The sequence below is a fragment of the Bacillus sp. FSL R9-9492 genome (assembly GCF_038007365.1).
In the GTDB taxonomy this organism is placed as follows: Bacteria; Bacillota; Bacilli; order Bacillales; family Bacillaceae_G; genus Bacillus_A; species Bacillus_A mycoides.
The window spans coordinates 1,608,198-1,626,608 of the sequence record NZ_JBBOXC010000001.1; the positions used below are offsets into that span (position 1 = coordinate 1,608,198).

Sequence of the window (18,411 nt, forward strand, 5' to 3'; positions counted from 1 at the left end):
AGTGGGGGATGAACAAAACCCCCACTGATTAAAGTTTCACTTTATGCCTCTGTCACTGTTGTAGGTTTTGTTGCACCGTTTATTTCTAACTCTCGTATTAATGTTCGGTAATCTGATATGCATACTTTTCCTTCAAGATAACAATGTCTTGCAAAGTCTAACAGTTCATTCGAATTTTCTGTGTAATACCCCTTTTTTTGAGAAAACGCTTGTTTTAAATCCCCTAATACCATGTTGATTCCTCCCCCATGAGAATCTTCTTCCTTATTATCATAGCATGGAAGGGTTTACTTTCTAATTTTTTTAAAAATTTAAACTTCCGACAAAAAAAGACAGGTACTCCGTTACACATTTTATTTTATAGGTACATATTCTATATGTAGAAACTTATGCGAAGGAGGAGAGAATGCATGTTTCAACAACCTAATGTATATCAGCAAGCAAATCCATATGCACAGCAAAATATGTACCAATATAATGAGGATACATATTTACGATATAATATGTATCCTTTCGAGCCTCATTATGGAAACCAAAATTATTATCAACCATTTGAAGTGTCGTTTGGGAATCAACCGCAACAAGCGTATACGAATCAGTCGCAACAAGCGTATACGAATCAACCACAGCAACCGCACATGGATCAGTCGCAACAACCACAAATGAATCAACCACAACAACCGCATATGAGTCAGCCGCAGCAAATGTATACGAATCAACCACAGCAAGCGTATATGAATTCACAAAACTACATGTCGCCAGCTCAATATGTAAATCAACAAGCTATGTTTTATCCACCAAAACAACCATATCCAACGATGAATAAACAAAAGCAACAGCAACAGCAACCAAGTCAGTTTTCTAGTTTTGTTTCACAATTTAAATCATCAGATGGTAACTACGATGTAAATAAAATGATGAACACGGCTGGACAAATGATGAACGCGATGAATCAAGTAACAGGGATCGTTAAGCAAGTCGGGGGCTTTTTTGGTAAATAATAGTAGGGGGTTGTCTATAATAGGTATTACGTATGAAATTGGATACTAGACAAATTTCCATGAAATAAATGGGTATATATAACAAGCGGCTTTAGCCCCTCGCTCATATTGTAAAGTGTAGTCAGATTTTTTTAATGAGAGAGGAGAGAAAAAACTATGCATCATTGTCATCCTTGCTTTGGAGGGCATAAGCCTGTAGGACCTATTTGTACGACAGCTCCTGTCATTCATCCGGCAAAACAATGTGTAACACATTCTTTTTCAACAACGGTGGTGCCACACATTTTTCCAACTCATACAACGCATGTTCATCATCAACAAATTAAAAATCAAAACTTCTTCCCACAAACAAACTCGAACGTAAACGTTGTAGATCCTGGTGATCCAGGATTCGGCGGAGGATGTGGACCATGCGGTCATGGCCATCATCACCATGGGCATCAAATATCACCATATGGACCAGGACCGAATGTATCACCATTTGGACCAGGACCGAACGTATCACCATATGGACCAGGACCGAATGTATCACCATTTGGACCAAATATCGGACCAAACGTTGGTGGAATGTTTAAAAAGTAAATGATATGTTAGAACTAGCGAAATGCTAGTTCTTTTTTTGTAATTGGAGTGTTGATATGAAGGTTGTTGCTGTAACAGGATATAAGCCGTTTGAACTTGGAATATTTAAAAATGATCATCCAGGAGTAGAGTGTATAAAAAAGGCGCTGCGTCGTAAATTAACTGTTTTTGTAGAAGAAGGTTTGGAGTGGGTTATTATAAGTGGTCAGTTAGGAGTAGAGCTATGGGCTGCTGAAGTTGTTTTTGAAATTCAAGTAGAATATCCAAATTTAAAATTAGCTGTATTTACTCCTTTTTTAGAACAAGAGGAAAATTGGAAGGAAGATAACCGTGAATATTACGAATTTATTCTTTCACAAGCAGATCATATTGATAGTATTACGAAACGGAAGTACGAAAGCCCAGAGCAATTTAAATTAAAGAATCAATTTTTTATTGAAAAAAGCGATGCACTTTTAGCTGTATATGATGAAGAAAAGTCTGGGAGCCCTAAATATATTGTAGAAGCAGCTAAGAAAAAAGGAGAAATAGAAAATTATCACAGTTATTTCATTCTTTTTTCTGATTTACAAGATATAATGGAAGAGGAACAGTGGAATAATGCAGAGTAATATGTAATATAGTACTCGTATATTTGATTGACAAAAGGCGTTGTTTCTGAAAAAATTTAGTTAATGAAAGCTTTGGCAAAAATTTGAGGTGAAGAAAATGATTTCGGATAAAATTAAATTAACAGCGAAAGATATTTTAGAAAAAGAATTTAAAACAGGTATGAGAGGTTATCAACAAGAAGAAGTAGATAAGTTTCTTGATATGATTATTAAAGATTATGAAGCTTTTCATAAGGAATTTGATCAATTAAAACAACAAAATGCTCGTTTGAAACGTGAATTAGAAGAACAAAAAGTAGCGGCAACACAAGTTCCGCAACAACCGGTACAAACACCAGTTGCACAACCAGTGTATAACAATACGAATACGGATATTTTAAAACGTCTATCTAATTTAGAAAAAGCTGTATTTGGAAGTAAGTTATACGAATAAATTAAGGTAACAAAAAGGTTAAAGCATTTTACATAGAAAAAAACATTGCAAAATCTTTTTGTTTCCACTATACTAATGTTTGTCATAACGTTTGGGTAATCGCTGCAACGCCAACGTTGTAGAGGAAAGTCCATGCTCGCACGGCCTGAGATGGCTGTAGTGTTCGTGCCTAGCCAAGTCATAAGCTAGGGTATTCTGGCTGCAAGGCTGGTTTAACGGCAGGGAAAAAACCTAAGTCCTTTCGGATATGGTTTGACTACCTTTAAAGTGCCACAGTGACGAAGTCCTTGAAGAAATGATAGGAGTGGAACGAGGTAAACCCCACGAGCGAGAAACCCAAATAATGGTAGGGGAATCTTTTCCAAGGAAATGAACGACGGAAAAGGACAGGTTTTCGTAACCTGTAGATAGATGATTACCACCGGAGTACGAGGCGTGGGCCGTTTGCAGTACAAAGGAACAGAACATGGCTTACAGAACGTTATGAACCAACTATGAAATAACTCAGCTCTCCTTTGTTAGAGGAGGGCTTTTTATTTGTATGAAGTTATAAGTTGTGAGTTAAAATGGTAAGTGAGAATATTCTTCGTAATATGTGATAATTAATAGGACAACATGTTATTAATTATTGTTTGATTATACATAAGAGGTGAATGCAAATGGGAAAAGTTACTTTAATTGCAACAGCGGCAATGGGTATTGAAGCGTTAGTTGCCCGAGAAGTTCGCGATCTTGGTTATGAATGTGAAGTGGAAAACGGAAAGGTAACGTTTGAAGCGGATGAAAAAGCGATTTGTCGTACGAATTTATGGTTACGTACTGCAGACCGTGTGAAAATTAAAGTCGGCGAATTTAAAGCAACAACATTCGATGAGTTATTTGAAAAAACCAAAGCGTTAAACTGGGGAGATTATATTCCAGAGAATGGAGAATTCCCTGTTATTGGGAAATCTTTGAAATCAACATTATTTAGCGTTTCAGACTGCCAACGTATCGTTAAAAAGGCTGTTGTTGAGAAATTAAAAACAACGTATAGACGCACAACTTGGTTTGAAGAAGATGGACCGTTATTCCGTATTGAAATTGCAATGCTCAAGGATATTGCGACGTTAACAATCGATGCGAGTGGTGTAGGTCTTCATAAACGTGGATACCGTCTTGAGCAAGGTGAAGCGCCTTTAAAAGAAACATTAGCTGCGTCTTTAATTAAGTTAACAAACTGGAAGGCGGATCGTCCTTTCGTTGATCCTTTCTGTGGATCTGGTACAATTCCAATTGAAGCTGCATTAATTGGACAAAATATCGCACCAGGATTTAACCGAGGCTTTGCATCGGATGAATGGGGCTGGGTTGGTAAACAAAATTGGCGCGAAGCTCGTCAAGAAGCTGAAGATTTAGCTAATTATAATCAACCATTGCAAATCATTGGATCAGATATCGATCACCGTATGATAAGAGTTGCCCAAGATAACGCAGAAGAAGTTGGATTAGGGGATCTTATATCATTTAAACAAATGCAAGTAAAAGATTTCACGACAAAAGAGGAATATGGCTATGTTGTAACGAATCCTCCATACGGAGAACGTTTAAGTGAAAGAGCGCTTGTTGAAAAATTATATAAAGAAATGGGAGAGGTATTCCGCCCATTAGATACGTGGTCAATGTATTTATTAACAAGTTATGAAGCATTTGAGAAATGTTATGGGAAAGATGCATCGAAAAAGCGTAAACTGTTTAACGGATTTATCCGTACAGATTACTATCAATACTTTGGAAAGCGTCCACCGCGTAATTCATAGTATAAAACTCCTCCAGCACGCATATACTGGCTATTATGTAATGCGTAAAGGAGGAAGTGATATGGATAGTTTCCAATTATCGATGATTCAAAAAGCTATTCACCGTACGTATGATGAGCTCGGAAAAGAAGTGGATAGTCAAGGTGCAATTGTAGATGGAATACAAAAAGCGCAGGAAGAATATTTGTCAGCTCTTTCACATGAAACAGCGATTGATAAACGTTATTTAAGGTCATTAATATAGAAAAAAATTTTCCTTTTTCGAAAGGAAAATTTTTTTTCGTGTATTTCTATGTATTGTAACAGGGGAAAGTGGCTGCGCACATGTGAGTAGCAGTTGCTATATCTTTTTATAGAAAAACTGTTTGGTTGGAGGCTAAGGATGTTTACTGAGAATAGGTTACCATTTGAAGTAGGAAAACAAGATAATTTTTATGATAAGTTGAATGAGTGGATTGGAGATGTGTTTTACGACATTCTTCCGGAAAAGGGCTTTGAAGAGCGTGATGAACAGATTTTTATGGCGTTTCAGTTAGAGCGCGCTTTCCAAGAGAAGAAAGTTATGTTTGCAGAAGCGGGTGTAGGAACAGGGAAAACAATTGTATATCTTCTATATGCAATTTGTTATGCACGTTATACAGGGAAGCCGGCTATTATCGCTTGTGCAGATGAAACGTTAATTGAGCAGCTTGTGAAAGAAGAAGGAGACATTGCTAAGTTATCTGAAGCATTAGGGCTATCTGTTGATGTTAGACTTGCGAAGTCAATGGATAATTATTTATGTTTACGTAAACTTGAAGATGTTATGAGTGGACGAGCTCCAGAAGTAATTGAAGATGTATATTACGAATTACCTCAGTTCGTATTCGATCATGGTACGATGCAGAACTTTACTCACTATGGTGATCGAAAAGAATTTCCGCTGTTAAATGACGAGGAATGGTCAAAGGTAAACTGGGATTACTTCCAAGATTGCTTCACTTGTGATTCTCGTCATCGTTGTGGTCAAACTCTTTCGCGCGAGCATTATCGTAAAGCGGCAGATTTAATCATTTGTTCTCAAGATTTCTATATGGATCATATTTGGACGTACGAAGCTCGCAAACGTGAAGGACAAATTCCGTTATTACCAGAAAGTAGCTGCGTTGTATTCGATGAAGGGCATCTTGTAGAATATGCAGCTCAAAAAGCTTTAACGTACCGTTTAAAACAAACGATGATGGAACAACTTTTAACGAGATTATTACAAAATGATATTCGTGAAGAGTTCGCACATTTAGTAGAAGAAACAATTTGGCAAACTGAACAATTCTTTGGGGTACTACAAGAGAATAAAAAGGAAATTGAAGGTTCTGATCGTTTAGAAATTACTGTGACAGAAAAGGTAACTGCAGAAGCGAAAAGACTTTATGCGAAAATCGGTGAAGTCGGTGATGCATTAGTATTTGAAAGTGAAATGCATACAGTAAACACATACGATTTAAATATTGTTGATGAGCATTTAGATGTGTTAGAGCATTCACTTCGTCTTTTCATGCACGAGAAAAATGTAATTACGTGGGGTGAAGAAGGCGATGGTGCTTTCACGTTAGTTATTATGCCGCGTGCAGTTGAAGAAGTGTTACAAGAAAAAGTATTCTCGAAGAAGATTCCATATATTTTCTCTTCTGCGACATTATCTGACAATGATTCGTTCGCATTTACTGCAAATAGTCTAGGGGTAAAAGATTACTTATCATTCTCAGTTGCTTCGCCGTTTGATTATGAAGAGCAAATGACAGTAAACTTACTTCCGTATACGAAAGAAAATGAATGGGAAAGAAAGTGTCAATATACACTTGAAAATATACAAAAAACAAATGGACGTACACTTGTATTATTCCGTACAACGCAAGAACTTGCAGCGTTTAAAGAATATGTAAGTAAAGAGCAAATGTCAGTTCCGTTCCTATATGAAGGAGATCAAGAAATTAGTCAGCTCGTTTCTCGTTTCCAAAATGAAGAAGAGACTGTACTTTGTGCCGTTCATTTATGGGAAGGTTTAGACATTCCAGGTTCATCATTATCACATGTTATTATTTGGTCATTACCATTCCCTCCAAACGATCCTGTGTTTGAGGCGAAGCGTAAACATGTGAATGATCCATTCTGGGATGTAGATGTGCCTTATATGATTTTACGTCTTCGCCAAGGAATTGGACGTTTAATTCGTACAAGTGAAGATAAAGGTGCTATATCATTATTCTTATCAGATAATGAAGATGAAAAAGTGATAGAAGCAGTGAAGAAAGTACTTCCGGTAGAAGGAAAAGTACTTTAAGCGAAAAAATGTTGTAGGGAAAAGTTTGGCATTTGCCAAGCTTTTTTCTATTAGAAAAGGAATTTATGTTTCAGTGTCGAAATAAGTTTGAGGTAGAAAAAGGAGGTTTTTTATACTATGACAGTTGCTACATATGAAGTGGAAAAACAATTTTTAACATATGTGAAGAAGATAGAGAATTACGGAGAGGCATTAAGCTTAATGTTTTGGGATTTAAGAACAGGTGCACCAAAGCAAGGAGTAGACCAGCGTTCAGAAGTAATTGGAATGCTTTCATCCGAAGTGTTTGTGATGTCGACTTCAGATGAGATGGGGAACTATTTAACTGAACTAGAATCTTTAATTGTTGAAAATAAACTTTCTGAAACGACAAAGAAAATGGTTGAAGAGTGTCGTAAAGAATATGATAGAAATAAGAAAATTCCACAAGCGGAATATGAAGCGTATGTGAAATTAGAAGCGAAAGCGGAAAGTGTATGGGAAGAAGCTCGCGAAAAATCTGACTTCGAAATGTTCCGCCCGTATTTAGAAAAAATTGTTGAATTCAAAAAGAAGTTTATTACATATTGGGGTTACGAAACGTACAAATATAACACGCTATTAGACATGTATGAGCCGGGAATCACAGTAGAAGTGTTAGATCATGTATTTGGTCAACTACGTGAACGTATCGTTCCGCTTGTGAAAGAAATTTCTGAGTCTAAAAAAGAATTAAAAACAAATGCTTTAGCTGAACATTTTTCAAGAGAAAAACAAAAGAATTTTACTTTAGAGTTATTAAAACAATTGAACTATAACTTTGAAGCGGGTCGTCTTGATGAAACGGTACATCCTTTTGAAATTACATTAAATAGAGGGGATGTTCGTATTACGACTCGTTACGATGAGAAAGACTTCCGTATGGCTGTTTTCGGCACGATTCATGAATGTGGTCATGCTGTATATGAACAAAATATTGCAGAGGAATTTGAAGGTACACCGCTATGTAGTGGAACTTCTATGGGTATTCATGAGTCACAATCATTATTCTTTGAGAACTTTATCGGTCGTAATAAATCATTCTGGAAGAAAAATTATGATTTATTAAAAGAGTATAGCGATGGTCAATTCAATGATATATCAGTAGATGAGTTTTATGATGCGATTAACGAATCGAAGCCATCGTTTATTCGTATAGAAGCAGATGAGCTTACATATCCGCTTCACGTCATGGTTCGTTATGAACTTGAGAAAGAATTATTTGATGGTACATTACAAGTGAAGGATTTGCCAGCGGCTTGGAATGATAAGATGGAAGCATATTTAGGAATTCGTCCGGAAAACGATGCACAAGGTGTATTGCAAGATGTTCACTGGGCTGGTGGTTCATTTGGATACTTCCCATCTTATGCGCTTGGTTATATGTATGCAGCGCAATTTAAACATAGGATGCTAAAGGATATTCCAAACTTTGATGCATTATTAGAAGAAGGAAACGTGACACCAATTCGTGAATGGTTAACAGAGAATATTCACCAATATGGCAAAACGAAAAAACCACTTGAAATTTTAAAAGATGTGACAGGTGAAGGTTTAAATGCAAACTACTTAGCTGATTATTTAGAAGCTAAATATAAAGAGATTTATGAGTTATAAAACAGGAGCTGCTTAATTGCAGCTTTTTTTTATGAGGGAGTGAGAGAAATGGGCTATATGTTTACAGTAATGTCGCAAGCGGAAGCAGAAGAAATTGCATATAACTGGCATTATGAAGGGGAGTATTCCTTTTATGATATAGAGGCAGATGAAGAAGATTTAGCTGAGTTTTTAGAGGATGAGAGTAGAGGGAATCATACATTTTCTGTGAAGGAAAATGGTACTCTCATTGGTTTCTTTAGTTTTAGTAACATAAATAATCAAACGGTTGATATAGGTCTTGGAATGAGACCTGATATAACTGGGAATGGATTTGGTCTACAGTTCGTAAAAGCTGGACTAGCTTTTAGTAAAGAAAAATACGGATGCAATTATATAACACTATCAGTAGCGACATTTAATGAAAGAGCGATTAAAGTGTATAAAAGAGCAGGATTCGAAGCTGTTGGAACGTTTATACAGAAAACAAATGGTAGTTGTTTTGAGTTTTTGAAAATGAATTATATATGTAAAAATGATTAAAAAACAGAGGAGAACTTCTGTTTTTTTATTTTGATGTAGAAATAAATGATGTTTGTTTTTGTACTTGTTGTAATTAGAAGTTTTGAAATTTTGGAAGAGGATGTGTATGATTGAAGTTTAGTAGCAAATAGCAAGTTTAGTAAGGAGAGGTAGAGGTAGTATGATTACAATTAAAACGAAAAATGAAATAGATTTGATGCATGAATCGGGGAAGTTACTAGCTTTTTGTCATAGAGAAATTGCAAAAATGATGAAACCAGGTATCACTACACAAGAAATTGATACGTTTGTTGAAGCATATTTAGAAAAGCATGGTGCAATATCTGAACAGAAAGGTTACAACGGGTATCCATATGCGATATGTGCATCTGTAAACGATGAAATGTGTCACGGTTTCCCTAGTGATGTACCTTTACAGAAAGGAGATATTGTGACAATTGACATGGTAGTAAACTTAAATGATGCGCTCTCGGATTCTGCATGGACGTATATAGTTGGAGATATTTCTGATGAAGCAAAAAGGTTATTGTTAGTAGCTGAGAATGCTTTGTATAAAGGGATTGATCAGGCGGTAATCGGTAATCATGTAGGAGACATTGGCTATGCAATTGAAAGTTATGTAGCAAATGAAGGTTTTTCTGTCGCAAGAGACTTTACGGGACACGGGATCGGTAAAGAGATTCATGAAGAACCAGCGATTTTTCATTTTGGTAAACAAGGACAAGGGCCTAAGTTACAAGAAGGAATGGTAATTACAATTGAGCCCATAGTAAATGTAGGTATGCGATATTCTAAAGTAGATTTAAATGGGTGGACTGCAAGAACGATGGACGGCAAATTATCAGCTCAATATGAGCATACAATTGCGATTACAAAAGATGGTCCAATCATTTTAACGACGCTTAAATATGAAATGTAAGAGTTTGCAAAACTCGAACGAAAATAGTGTTTTCATAAAATTCGTACGTGTTTTTTTAATAAATGCTTTCCAAAATTTAAAAAGTGCGTTATAATCCTTCTATAAAATAAATAGTTAGCTACACTCATATAATCGCGGGGATATGGCCTGCAAGTTTCTACCGAAGTACCGTAAATACTTTGACTATGAGTGAGGACGAATATATTTGCTTGTTTAGCATTCTTTTTTGCGAAACTCCAAAAGCGCGTCTCTCACTTGTAACGAGTGGTGGCGGCTTTTGGAGTTTTTTATTGCATAAGAGGGGGAACAAACATGAAAGTATTACAAGAAAAGATTTTGAACGAAGGAAAGGTTTTATCTGGTGACGTATTAAAGGTAGATGCATTTTTAAATCATCAAATTGACCCAGTACTTATGCAAGAGATCGGAAAAGAATTTGCTAAACGTTTTAAAGAAGAGAACATTACAAAAATCGTGACGATTGAATCTTCAGGCATTGCACCAGCAGTTATGGCTGCATTAGAGCTTGGTGTAAAAGTAATCTTTGCAAGAAAGCGTAAATCGTTAACGTTACAAGATAATATGTACGTTGCAAACGTATATTCATTTACAAAACAAGAAACGAACGAGATTTCATTATCTCGAAATCATATTGATGAAAATGATCGCGTTTTAATTATCGATGACTTTTTAGCAAACGGTCAGGCTGCTTTAGGTTTAATGAGTTTAGTAGAGCAATCTGGAGCAAGTATTGCCGGAATTGGTATTGTTATTGAAAAAGCATTTCAAGATGGAGGAAAGAAGCTGCGTGAACAGGGTGTTCGTGTTGAATCACTAGCAGAAATTGCATCACTTGATAACGGCACAGTTACATTTGTACAGCAAGAAACTGCGGAGGTGAACTAACGATGAAGCAGCACCCATTTAAAATCGCATCGCTTGGTATTCAGCACATGCTTGCCATGTACGCTGGCGCAATTATTGTTCCTCTTATTGTCGGCGGGGGACTTGGTTTAAATCAACAAGAATTAACGTATTTAGTATCGATTGACTTATTAATGTGCGGCGTAGCAACGATTTTACAAGCATTATCAAATCGCTTTTTCGGTATTGGGCTTCCGGTTGTACTTGGTTGTACATTTACAGCGGTTGGACCGATGATTGCAATCGGAAAACAATACGGGGTGTCTTCTATATATGGAGCAATTATTGCTGCGGGATTATTTGTTGTTATTTTCGCGAAATTATTTGGGAAGCTTGTAAAACTGTTTCCTCCTGTTGTAACAGGATCTGTCGTTACAGTTATTGGGGTTACACTTGTTCCAGCAGCTATTAATGATATGGCTGGAGGAGTTGGAAGTAAAGATTTCGGAAGTCTAGAAAATTTAGCGTTAGCATTTGGTGTTTTATTATTTATCATTATTATGTATCGTTTCTTTGATGGATTTATCCGTTCAATCTCTATATTACTAGGTCTATTGTTCGGTACAATCGTTGCAGCATTTATGGGGAAAGTAAGTTTGCAAGCGGTTGGAGAAGCGGATTGGTTCCACGGTATTCAGCCATTTTACTTCGGTACACCAACATTTGAATTAACGCCAATTATTACGATGATTTTAGTTGCTTGCGTAGGGATTGTAGAAGCAACAGGTGTATATTTCGCATTATCTGATATTTGCAATAAAAAGATCGGTGAAAAAGAATTAACAAAAGGCTATCGCGCAGAAGGATTAGCGATGGTTCTAGGTGGTATTTTTAACGCATTTCCATACACAACATATTCTCAAAACGTAGGACTTGTTCAATTAACTGGAGTAAGAAATCGCGTCATTATCTATACTTGTGGTGGTATGTTAATTGCTCTTGGGTTTATTCCTAAAATCGCAGCCATTACAACAATTATTCCGAAATCAGTACTTGGCGGTGCAATGCTAGCAATGTTCGGCATGGTAATGGCGTATGGCATTAAAATGTTAAGCAGTGTTGATTTTGGAAAACAAGAAAATTTATTAATTGTTGCATGTTCTGTCGGAATCGGACTTGGAGTTACAGTCGTTCCAACGTTATTCTCACAGCTTCCGGAAAACATCCGTATTTTAACAGATAACGGAATTGTACTTGGAAGTGCGTCAGCAGTACTATTAAATATCGTATTTAATATGGTGCCACAGCGTAAAGTAAAAGAAGAGCCAGTGTCTATGCAAAGTGCAGTAAGAGAAGCGTAAAAAAGCAAGGTCTCATTATGAGACCTTGCTTTTCTTTTTAAGTGGCATCATTTTCCCGTACGTACCAAGACGCCAAATGTACTCAAGTGGCCCATATTGATAACGTGACAGCCACCAGCGGCTAATAAAGATTTGCAACGTGTAGAAACCGATGCAAAATAGTGGTCCTACCCATAATGGAGCGGGATAATAATTTTTGAAAAATAGGCCGAATACAAGTAACGTAATAATCGTATGCGTGATGTAATTTGTTAACGCCATTCGTCCGACATATTGGAACGGACGTAATAATGTTTGCCATCTTTCTTTTTGCAATAAACGCATGAGCGTGAAAATGTAGAATATGAATAATGTTTTTCCACTAAACATTGTAAAGGCACTCATATAAATCGGATCATAAGGTTGTTTTGACAAGAAATAACGAACCATAAAGAACCACATTGGTAATGTTAAAACGAACATAATGATTTGCCATTTTTTTAGTTTTGGATCTAATTCTTTTGAGCGGCGGAAAATATCTTTTTTACCAGCATATAAACCAAGCAAAAATAATCCAACTGTTTCTGGAAGCATGAATGCACTTAGCCCAATTGTTTCAGAATAAAACGCATGGAAACGATTTTGTATTTGTAACATCCAGTCTTCTAATGGCATGATTGGTAAGGAGAGTCCTAGCTCATCTCTTGGCATTAAGGCAATTCCAATGCTAGTAATTAGCATTAAAAATTGAAAAATGCTTAGTAAAACTAATGCCCAAATCAAAATAGTACGAGGTTCTCTCTTATAAAATAACAATAAGAAAAATCCAGCGATTGCATAACTATGTAAGATGTCCCCGTCCCATAAAAGAACGTAATGCAAGAACCCAAATAATAATAAAATAAGCAAGCGGCGAACAAATAAAGTTTTCGGACGATCTGTTTTCGCCTCAGCACGATTCATAAAGATATAAAAACCTAATCCGAATAAAAATGAAAAAATAGTATAAAACTTCGTTTGAATAAACATGTCATAAAATAAGCGAATATAGCTGTCTAATCCATCATAAACGCCGGAAATGTCTCGAGAATCAACACCAGCGATAACTGGCCAGTTAACAAGAAAAATACCTAGTACAGCTATTCCTCTAATAATATCGATGGAATGTATCCTCTCGCCTTGTGAAATATTTTGTGTCATTATTTTCCTCCTTGTTAAGTAATTCCCTTTTATCCCGCATTAACAAGCAGTAAGACTCCCACCTCAAAATTCAGTGAATACGAGGAAGTTAGGTGGGAGATCAACTGCTTGTAAAAGCCCGATTGGTTCAACTAATAATTAGTGGGGATGGGAAATATCCCCACTAATTACAGTTTCACTCTATTATACAAAATGTAAGGAGGAGGGTATATAGGTAATTTCCAATTTTTAAAACTGCTAAGATGTGCATTATGAGATATAATAAGAGTGCACAGCAAGTTTTAAACTTCTTTAAAACAGGCAGTAAAGCTCCTTTTCCCGAAGGAGCTTTCTTTTTTTAGAAATTTGTTGATAATGATTCTCTTTAATGATAAAATGTATTCAAAAGTGATAATCATTATCAAAAAAGGTTGGTGTGTTAATATGGTGTATGCACTTGTTGCAGGAACGATTGCTATATATGTTGGTGTTACAAAGTATGTTTTAAATGGAGTAGGAACAACAAAATGAATACTACTACATAAAATCCCTTTCATTTGTAAAAAGAATGAAAGGGATTTTTTATTTTTGATGTGAATATGCTGAAAATTTAGTATGATAATAAAGTGAAACTTTAATCAGCGGGGAGGTCTATCCCTCACTGATTACTAGCCCGCACGAAACGGGTTTTTACTGCCCACAAATAGCGGGATAAAGTATATACATCTTGGATAAAGGGGAACAAGGGGATGACAAACATAGTACAGACAAACGGTATGAAAAAACTTGTTTGTTTTTATGAAGAGTGGCAAAAAAACGGCGATGTAGAGAATAGTTTGAAGTTGTTTGAAGTGATTCAAAAGTATAAACAAGAGCAGCTTATGCTAGCTTTTTGTGGTCATTTTTCTGCGGGGAAATCGACAATGATGAATCACCTATATAAAGCGCAATTATTACCGACAAGTCCGATTCCAACGAGTGCTAACGTTGTTAAAATTGAAAGAGGATCTGATCGTGTTGTTGTAACGATTAAGTCTGGAGAACAGTATGAATATGACGGCGCATATTCAGCAGAAGAATTAAAACAAATATGTAAAGACGGTGATGAAGTAATTGGTGTTCATATTTATCGAAATGATGCGCCAATTCCTGATGGGGTTATGTTAGTTGATACGCCCGGAATTGATTCTACGGATGATGCCCACCAATTAGCGACGGAATCAACACTGCATCTAGCAGATGTTATTTTCTATATGATGGATTATAACCATGTCCAATCAGAGGTTAACTTACAGTTTGTTAAAGAATTGAAACAACGTAATAAAACGGTTTATCTCGTTGTAAACCAAATAGATAAACATAAAGCAAATGAGTTATCGTTTGAAGCGTATAGAGATAGTGTAAAACAGTCTTTTTCTAACTGGGATATTGAAGTGGACGGTATTTTCTATACATCATTGCGAATGATGAATCATCCATACAATGAAATTCAAAGTTTAGAAGCATTAATCTTTTCTATTATGAAAGAAAAAGAGCAGTATGTAAGAAAGGGAATGGAGCGAGAAACAGAATATTTACTGCAAGAACATTGTTCGTTTATTCTTTCTGAAAATGAAAAACATCTCATGAAATATGAAGAAGAATTAACATCACCACTGTCACTTTCAGAGATAGTTGAAAAAAAGGAAGAGTTAACTGAAAATAAAAATCGGGTGGCTAGTAAAGAATCTGATGTGAGAAATGAATTTATAAAAGGTTTACAAGCCATATTAGATAACGCGTATTTAATGCCATTTGAAATGAGAGAATTGGCAAATAAATATTTAGAAACGAAATTAACGAAGTTTAAAGTTGGCTTGTTATTTGCGAAAGGAAAGACGGAGCAAGAAAAACAGAGACGTGTAGATGCTTTTTATTCTGCTCTTCAAAAGACTGTTGAAACGCAACTTGATTTTCATGTGAAAGAATTTATTGTAGCCTTCTTAAAAGAAGAAGGGTTATTTACAGAGGAAATAGGGAAAGACATATATGCGTTAGAAATTGCTTTCGGACCGGAAGTGTTGGCTGAAACAATTAAACAGGGGGCTGGATTTACCGGTGATTACTTACTTCTTTATACTGCTGACGTTGCAAATGAGTTAAAGAAAAGATACTTTATGAAATCTCAGCAAATCTTTGGAAAAAGTACGGGTATATTGCAGAAGAAAGTGAAGATAGAGATTGCTCGTATTGAAGAAGAAATTGAAAAATACACGATGTTACAAACAGCAAAAGAAACAAAATTACAATACATTAAGACGTATGAGGAATATGAGAGCTATTTAGGAGATATTTGGAATGAAAATGTTTCTATACCAGATGGATTGCAAATAGACGAAATATTACAAAGTAAAAAACAAGTTGTTAGTGAGAAGTTTAAACTACAAGAGCAAGAAATTGTAAATGATAACGTAGCGGCTAGTGAAGAAGAGATTAAAGGAACGAAAGCTTTAAATATTCAGCGTATATTAGAAAAAGTGAAGAAAGCTGAAACGATATTAGATCCATTGCCTACACTGAAACATCTACAGCAAGAAGTAGTTGGAAAAAGACAGCGTGTAGAAACGAAGCAATTTACAGTAGCGTTATTTGGAGCTTTTAGTGCTGGGAAATCATCATTTGCTAACGCATTGCTCGGTGAAAAGGTACTTCCTGTATCGCCAAACCCAACGACAGCAACAATAAATCAAATTTTGCCAGTTACAGAAGATAAACAACATGGAACGGTAATTGTCCAGTTTAAGTCAGAGCAAGCGCTGTTAGAAGATATGAAAGCTGTTTATAAAATGTTTCACTATGAAATTGCTACATTGGAAGAAGCGTTAACGAAAATTGATCAAATTATGAAATACCCTTCACCAAGCGGGAAGCAAAAAACAACATTTAGCTTTTTGCGAGCGGTACAAAAAGGATATGACGCAGTTGCTAATCATTTAGGGGAACAATTACAAGTTACGTTAGAGGAGTTCTCTGATTATGTAGCTAATGAAGAAAAATCATGCTTTGTTGAGTATATGGAGCTTTATTATGATTGTGCTTTAACAAGGCAAGGAGTAGCTCTTGTAGATACACCAGGGGCGGATTCTATTAACGCGCGTCATACGGATGTTGCATTCCAGTATATTAAAAACGCAGATGCTATTTTATTCGTAACATACTATAATCATGTTTTCTCTCGTGCAGATCGTGAGTTTTTAATTCAGCTCGGTCGTGTAAAGGATACATTTGCACTTGATAAAATGTTCTTCTTAATAAATGCTGCCGATTTAGCGCAATCTGAAGAAGAACTTGAAATGGTAAAAGGTTATATTGCGGATCAGCTCCTGCAATACGGTATTAGAAATCCACGTTTATTTGCAATTTCAAGTTTATGTGCGCTTGAAGAAAAGCAAGGGAAAAGTATTGATAAAGAAAAGTATGGTATTTTACAAAACTCCGGGATTACTAAGTTTGAAGAATCATTTACGTCCTTTATGATGAGGGATTTAATGCTTGTATCTGTGCATGCTTTATATGGTGCATTACAAGGAGCGAATCAGCTTCTTGTAAATATGATAAATGGCGCAAAGCAGGGAAATGATGAGAAAGAGAGGCAAACAAAAAAATATGAAGCAGAGCGTAATCAGCTACTTCATATTATTTCATCATATAGTGTACTTGCTGAAGAGCAAGCAATGCAAAATGAAGTGAAAGAATTGCTTTATTATGTACACCAACGTCTATTTTTACGCTATAACGATGTGTTTACTGAATTTATTAATCCGGCGTCGTTACGAACAGATGGGAATGTGAAAATGCAGTTGCAGCAATGTGTAATGGAATTAGTTTCATTTATTCAACATGATTTATTACAAGAAATGCGTGCGACATCATTACGTCTTGAAAAATGGATAGATGAAGCGATGAAGCGTGCAAAGGATGAAATTGTTGTGAATTGCAAAGTGGAAAATGAATCGATTTCTATGGGTGGAACAGTGGATTATGAATATAAAATTATTACACATAAAGAGCCGTTTCCTTCAATAGAAATAAAAGATTTTAAAAAGGCACTAGCACATTTTAAAAATGAGAAAAGCTTTTTTGAAAAAAATGATAAAGCTTTTATGCAAGAAGACGCTAAAGGAGTGTTAGAACCTTTCGTATCAAACTATGTAGTTGATGAAGAAGATTTATTCGTTCATCATTATAAGCAAGAGTGGGATGCAAAATGGAACCTATTCCAAAAGGTGATGCAGCAAGATGTTGAGAATTATTATGAAAGTATATTATTCGCTTTAGCTGAAACAATTGATGTATCACTATACGAACAAAGTAAAGAAGAGCTACAAAAGCAGTTAGTAGAAATTGAAAAAGAAATTTATATTAAATAGCTGTTATGAAAAAAAGATTCGTTCAATTTTCTTTTGTAGTACAGTATCTAAAGATTTTACAAACCCTGCAAACTCATCAGTAGAAATCATATGGGTAAGAACTAAGCGTCTGCCGTCTGGTGTTTCACCGCATAAGACGAATGAAGAAAACTCATACGTTTTGTTTTCTACTACTAATTTTGGATAGGAATATGTGTCGCTCTTCTTTTTCTTTCCATCAATAGAGATGACGTTGCATTTTTTCTCATTGTTGTCCATGGTGAATCCCTCCTTTCTATTATCTATGGTAGACAAGGGGGGTTTAGAACAATAGAGGAGGGCGAATTTTTATGTCCGTTGTCATAGAGCGTATTTCGAAAGAAGCTATACCGAAATCTTTATTACTCCTTGCTGATCCAAGTGAAAGCCAAATTGATGCATATGTACAGAGTGGGTTTACGTATATAGCTAAACAAGAAGAAAGAATCATCGGTGTATATGTGCTTTTGGAAACAAGACCAAGGACAATGGAAATTATGAATATTGCGGTTGTAGAGCATTTGCAAGGAAAAGGGATTGGAAAGCAGCTATTAAGTCATGCCGTAGAAACTGCTAAAGGATATGGTATGTCAAAACTTGAAGTTGGTACAGGCAATTCTAGTGTTTCACAACTTGCTTTATATCAAAAATGTGGATTTCGTATTTTTTCTATTGATTTTGATTACTTTTCAAAGCATTATGAAGAAGAGATTATTGAAAATGGGATTGTATGTCGTGATATGATTCGGCTTGCAATGGAATTGAATAAGAACGTATAA

The 18,411-nt window shown here is 35.8% G+C and carries 18 protein-coding genes, 1 other RNA gene and 1 riboswitch; of the genes, 16 read left to right on the forward strand and 3 right to left on the reverse strand.

Annotation, left to right across the window (positions count from 1 at the left end; all coding sequences use genetic code 11):
- Window positions 1–41 precede the first annotated feature (41 nt).
- The gene (locus MKY70_RS08225) at window positions 42–233 is read right to left on the reverse strand and encodes a YppF family protein (protein WP_002030817.1); all 192 of its coding nucleotides are present in this window, start codon (window positions 231–233) and stop codon (window positions 42–44) included.
- A gap of 177 nt (window positions 234–410) precedes the next feature.
- Between MKY70_RS08225 and MKY70_RS08230 the strand changes: the two genes are divergently transcribed.
- The 13 genes from MKY70_RS08230 (at window position 411) to pbuX (ending at window position 12,047) form a co-directional block, all read left to right on the forward strand.
- Window positions 411–1,001 carry a YppG family protein gene (locus tag MKY70_RS08230; protein ID WP_088030895.1) on the forward strand — a complete coding sequence of 197 codons (591 nt, stop codon included), beginning with the start codon at window positions 411–413 and terminating at the stop codon, window positions 999–1,001.
- Between the two features lie 156 nt (window positions 1,002–1,157).
- A complete protein-coding gene (locus MKY70_RS08235) occupies window positions 1,158–1,583 on the forward strand; it encodes a CotD family spore coat protein (RefSeq protein ID WP_341023907.1) in 426 nt (141 codons plus the stop codon).
- A gap of 56 nt (window positions 1,584–1,639) precedes the next feature.
- Window positions 1,640–2,194, forward strand: a complete 555-nt coding sequence (locus MKY70_RS08240) for a DUF1273 domain-containing protein (protein ID WP_002030808.1) — start codon at window positions 1,640–1,642, stop codon at window positions 2,192–2,194.
- 97 nt (window positions 2,195–2,291) lie between these two features.
- Window positions 2,292–2,627, forward strand: coding sequence for a cell division regulator GpsB (gene gpsB, locus MKY70_RS08245; RefSeq protein ID WP_000622426.1), 336 nt, complete (start codon window positions 2,292–2,294; stop codon window positions 2,625–2,627).
- An 87-nt stretch (window positions 2,628–2,714) separates the two neighbouring features.
- Window positions 2,715–3,106, forward strand: an RNA gene (gene rnpB / locus MKY70_RS08250) — RNase P RNA component class B.
- A gap of 180 nt (window positions 3,107–3,286) precedes the next feature.
- Entirely contained in the window at window positions 3,287–4,426 is a 1,140-nt protein-coding gene (locus MKY70_RS08255; protein ID WP_002011868.1) for a THUMP domain-containing class I SAM-dependent RNA methyltransferase, read from the forward strand.
- 61 nt (window positions 4,427–4,487) lie between these two features.
- On the forward strand, window positions 4,488–4,670 hold the full coding sequence (locus tag MKY70_RS08260) for a DUF3921 domain-containing protein (protein ID WP_002126488.1): 183 nt from the start codon (window positions 4,488–4,490) through the stop codon (window positions 4,668–4,670).
- A 138-nt stretch (window positions 4,671–4,808) separates the two neighbouring features.
- Window positions 4,809–6,746 carry an ATP-dependent DNA helicase gene (locus MKY70_RS08265; protein WP_002011942.1) on the forward strand — a complete coding sequence of 646 codons (1,938 nt, stop codon included), beginning with the start codon at window positions 4,809–4,811 and terminating at the stop codon, window positions 6,744–6,746.
- Window positions 6,747–6,863: 117 nt separating this feature from the next.
- Entirely contained in the window at window positions 6,864–8,381 is a 1,518-nt protein-coding gene (gene ypwA, locus MKY70_RS08270) for a carboxypeptidase (RefSeq protein WP_341023911.1), read from the forward strand.
- A gap of 48 nt (window positions 8,382–8,429) precedes the next feature.
- The gene (locus tag MKY70_RS08275) at window positions 8,430–8,903 is read left to right on the forward strand and encodes a GNAT family N-acetyltransferase (protein ID WP_002166059.1); all 474 of its coding nucleotides are present in this window, start codon (window positions 8,430–8,432) and stop codon (window positions 8,901–8,903) included.
- 160 nt (window positions 8,904–9,063) lie between these two features.
- Window positions 9,064–9,822: a type I methionyl aminopeptidase gene (locus MKY70_RS08280; RefSeq protein WP_341023912.1), complete on the forward strand. Its 759-nt coding sequence runs from the start codon at window positions 9,064–9,066 to the stop codon at window positions 9,820–9,822.
- A gap of 104 nt (window positions 9,823–9,926) precedes the next feature.
- Window positions 9,927–10,028, forward strand: a riboswitch (purine riboswitch).
- Window positions 10,029–10,134: 106 nt separating this feature from the next.
- Window positions 10,135–10,728: a xanthine phosphoribosyltransferase gene (locus MKY70_RS08285; protein ID WP_063217943.1), complete on the forward strand. Its 594-nt coding sequence runs from the start codon at window positions 10,135–10,137 to the stop codon at window positions 10,726–10,728.
- Window positions 10,729–10,730: 2 nt separating this feature from the next.
- Window positions 10,731–12,047 carry a xanthine permease PbuX gene (pbuX, locus tag MKY70_RS08290; protein ID WP_002168774.1) on the forward strand — a complete coding sequence of 439 codons (1,317 nt, stop codon included), beginning with the start codon at window positions 10,731–10,733 and terminating at the stop codon, window positions 12,045–12,047.
- A gap of 15 nt (window positions 12,048–12,062) precedes the next feature.
- Here pbuX and MKY70_RS08295 read toward each other — a convergent pair whose 3' ends face one another.
- Window positions 12,063–13,226 (reverse strand): DUF418 domain-containing protein, encoded by a 1,164-nt coding sequence (locus MKY70_RS08295; RefSeq protein WP_341023914.1) that lies wholly within the window; start codon window positions 13,224–13,226, stop codon window positions 12,063–12,065.
- Between the two features lie 354 nt (window positions 13,227–13,580).
- Here MKY70_RS08295 and MKY70_RS08300 point away from each other — a divergent pair, with 354 nt between their 5' ends.
- Both MKY70_RS08300 and MKY70_RS08305 read left to right on the forward strand, forming a co-directional pair.
- Window positions 13,581–13,736, forward strand: a complete 156-nt coding sequence (locus MKY70_RS08300) for a hypothetical protein (protein WP_002011935.1) — start codon at window positions 13,581–13,583, stop codon at window positions 13,734–13,736.
- 218 nt (window positions 13,737–13,954) lie between these two features.
- On the forward strand, window positions 13,955–17,614 hold the full coding sequence (locus MKY70_RS08305; RefSeq protein WP_341023916.1) for a dynamin family protein: 3,660 nt from the start codon (window positions 13,955–13,957) through the stop codon (window positions 17,612–17,614).
- Window positions 17,615–17,617: 3 nt separating this feature from the next.
- Here MKY70_RS08305 and MKY70_RS08310 read toward each other — a convergent pair whose 3' ends face one another.
- Window positions 17,618–17,872, reverse strand: a complete 255-nt coding sequence (locus MKY70_RS08310; protein WP_000369740.1) for a DUF3931 domain-containing protein — start codon at window positions 17,870–17,872, stop codon at window positions 17,618–17,620.
- Window positions 17,873–17,943: 71 nt separating this feature from the next.
- Here MKY70_RS08310 and MKY70_RS08315 point away from each other — a divergent pair, with 71 nt between their 5' ends.
- Window positions 17,944–18,411 carry a GNAT family N-acetyltransferase gene (locus MKY70_RS08315; RefSeq protein ID WP_002189027.1) on the forward strand — a complete coding sequence of 156 codons (468 nt, stop codon included), beginning with the start codon at window positions 17,944–17,946 and terminating at the stop codon, window positions 18,409–18,411.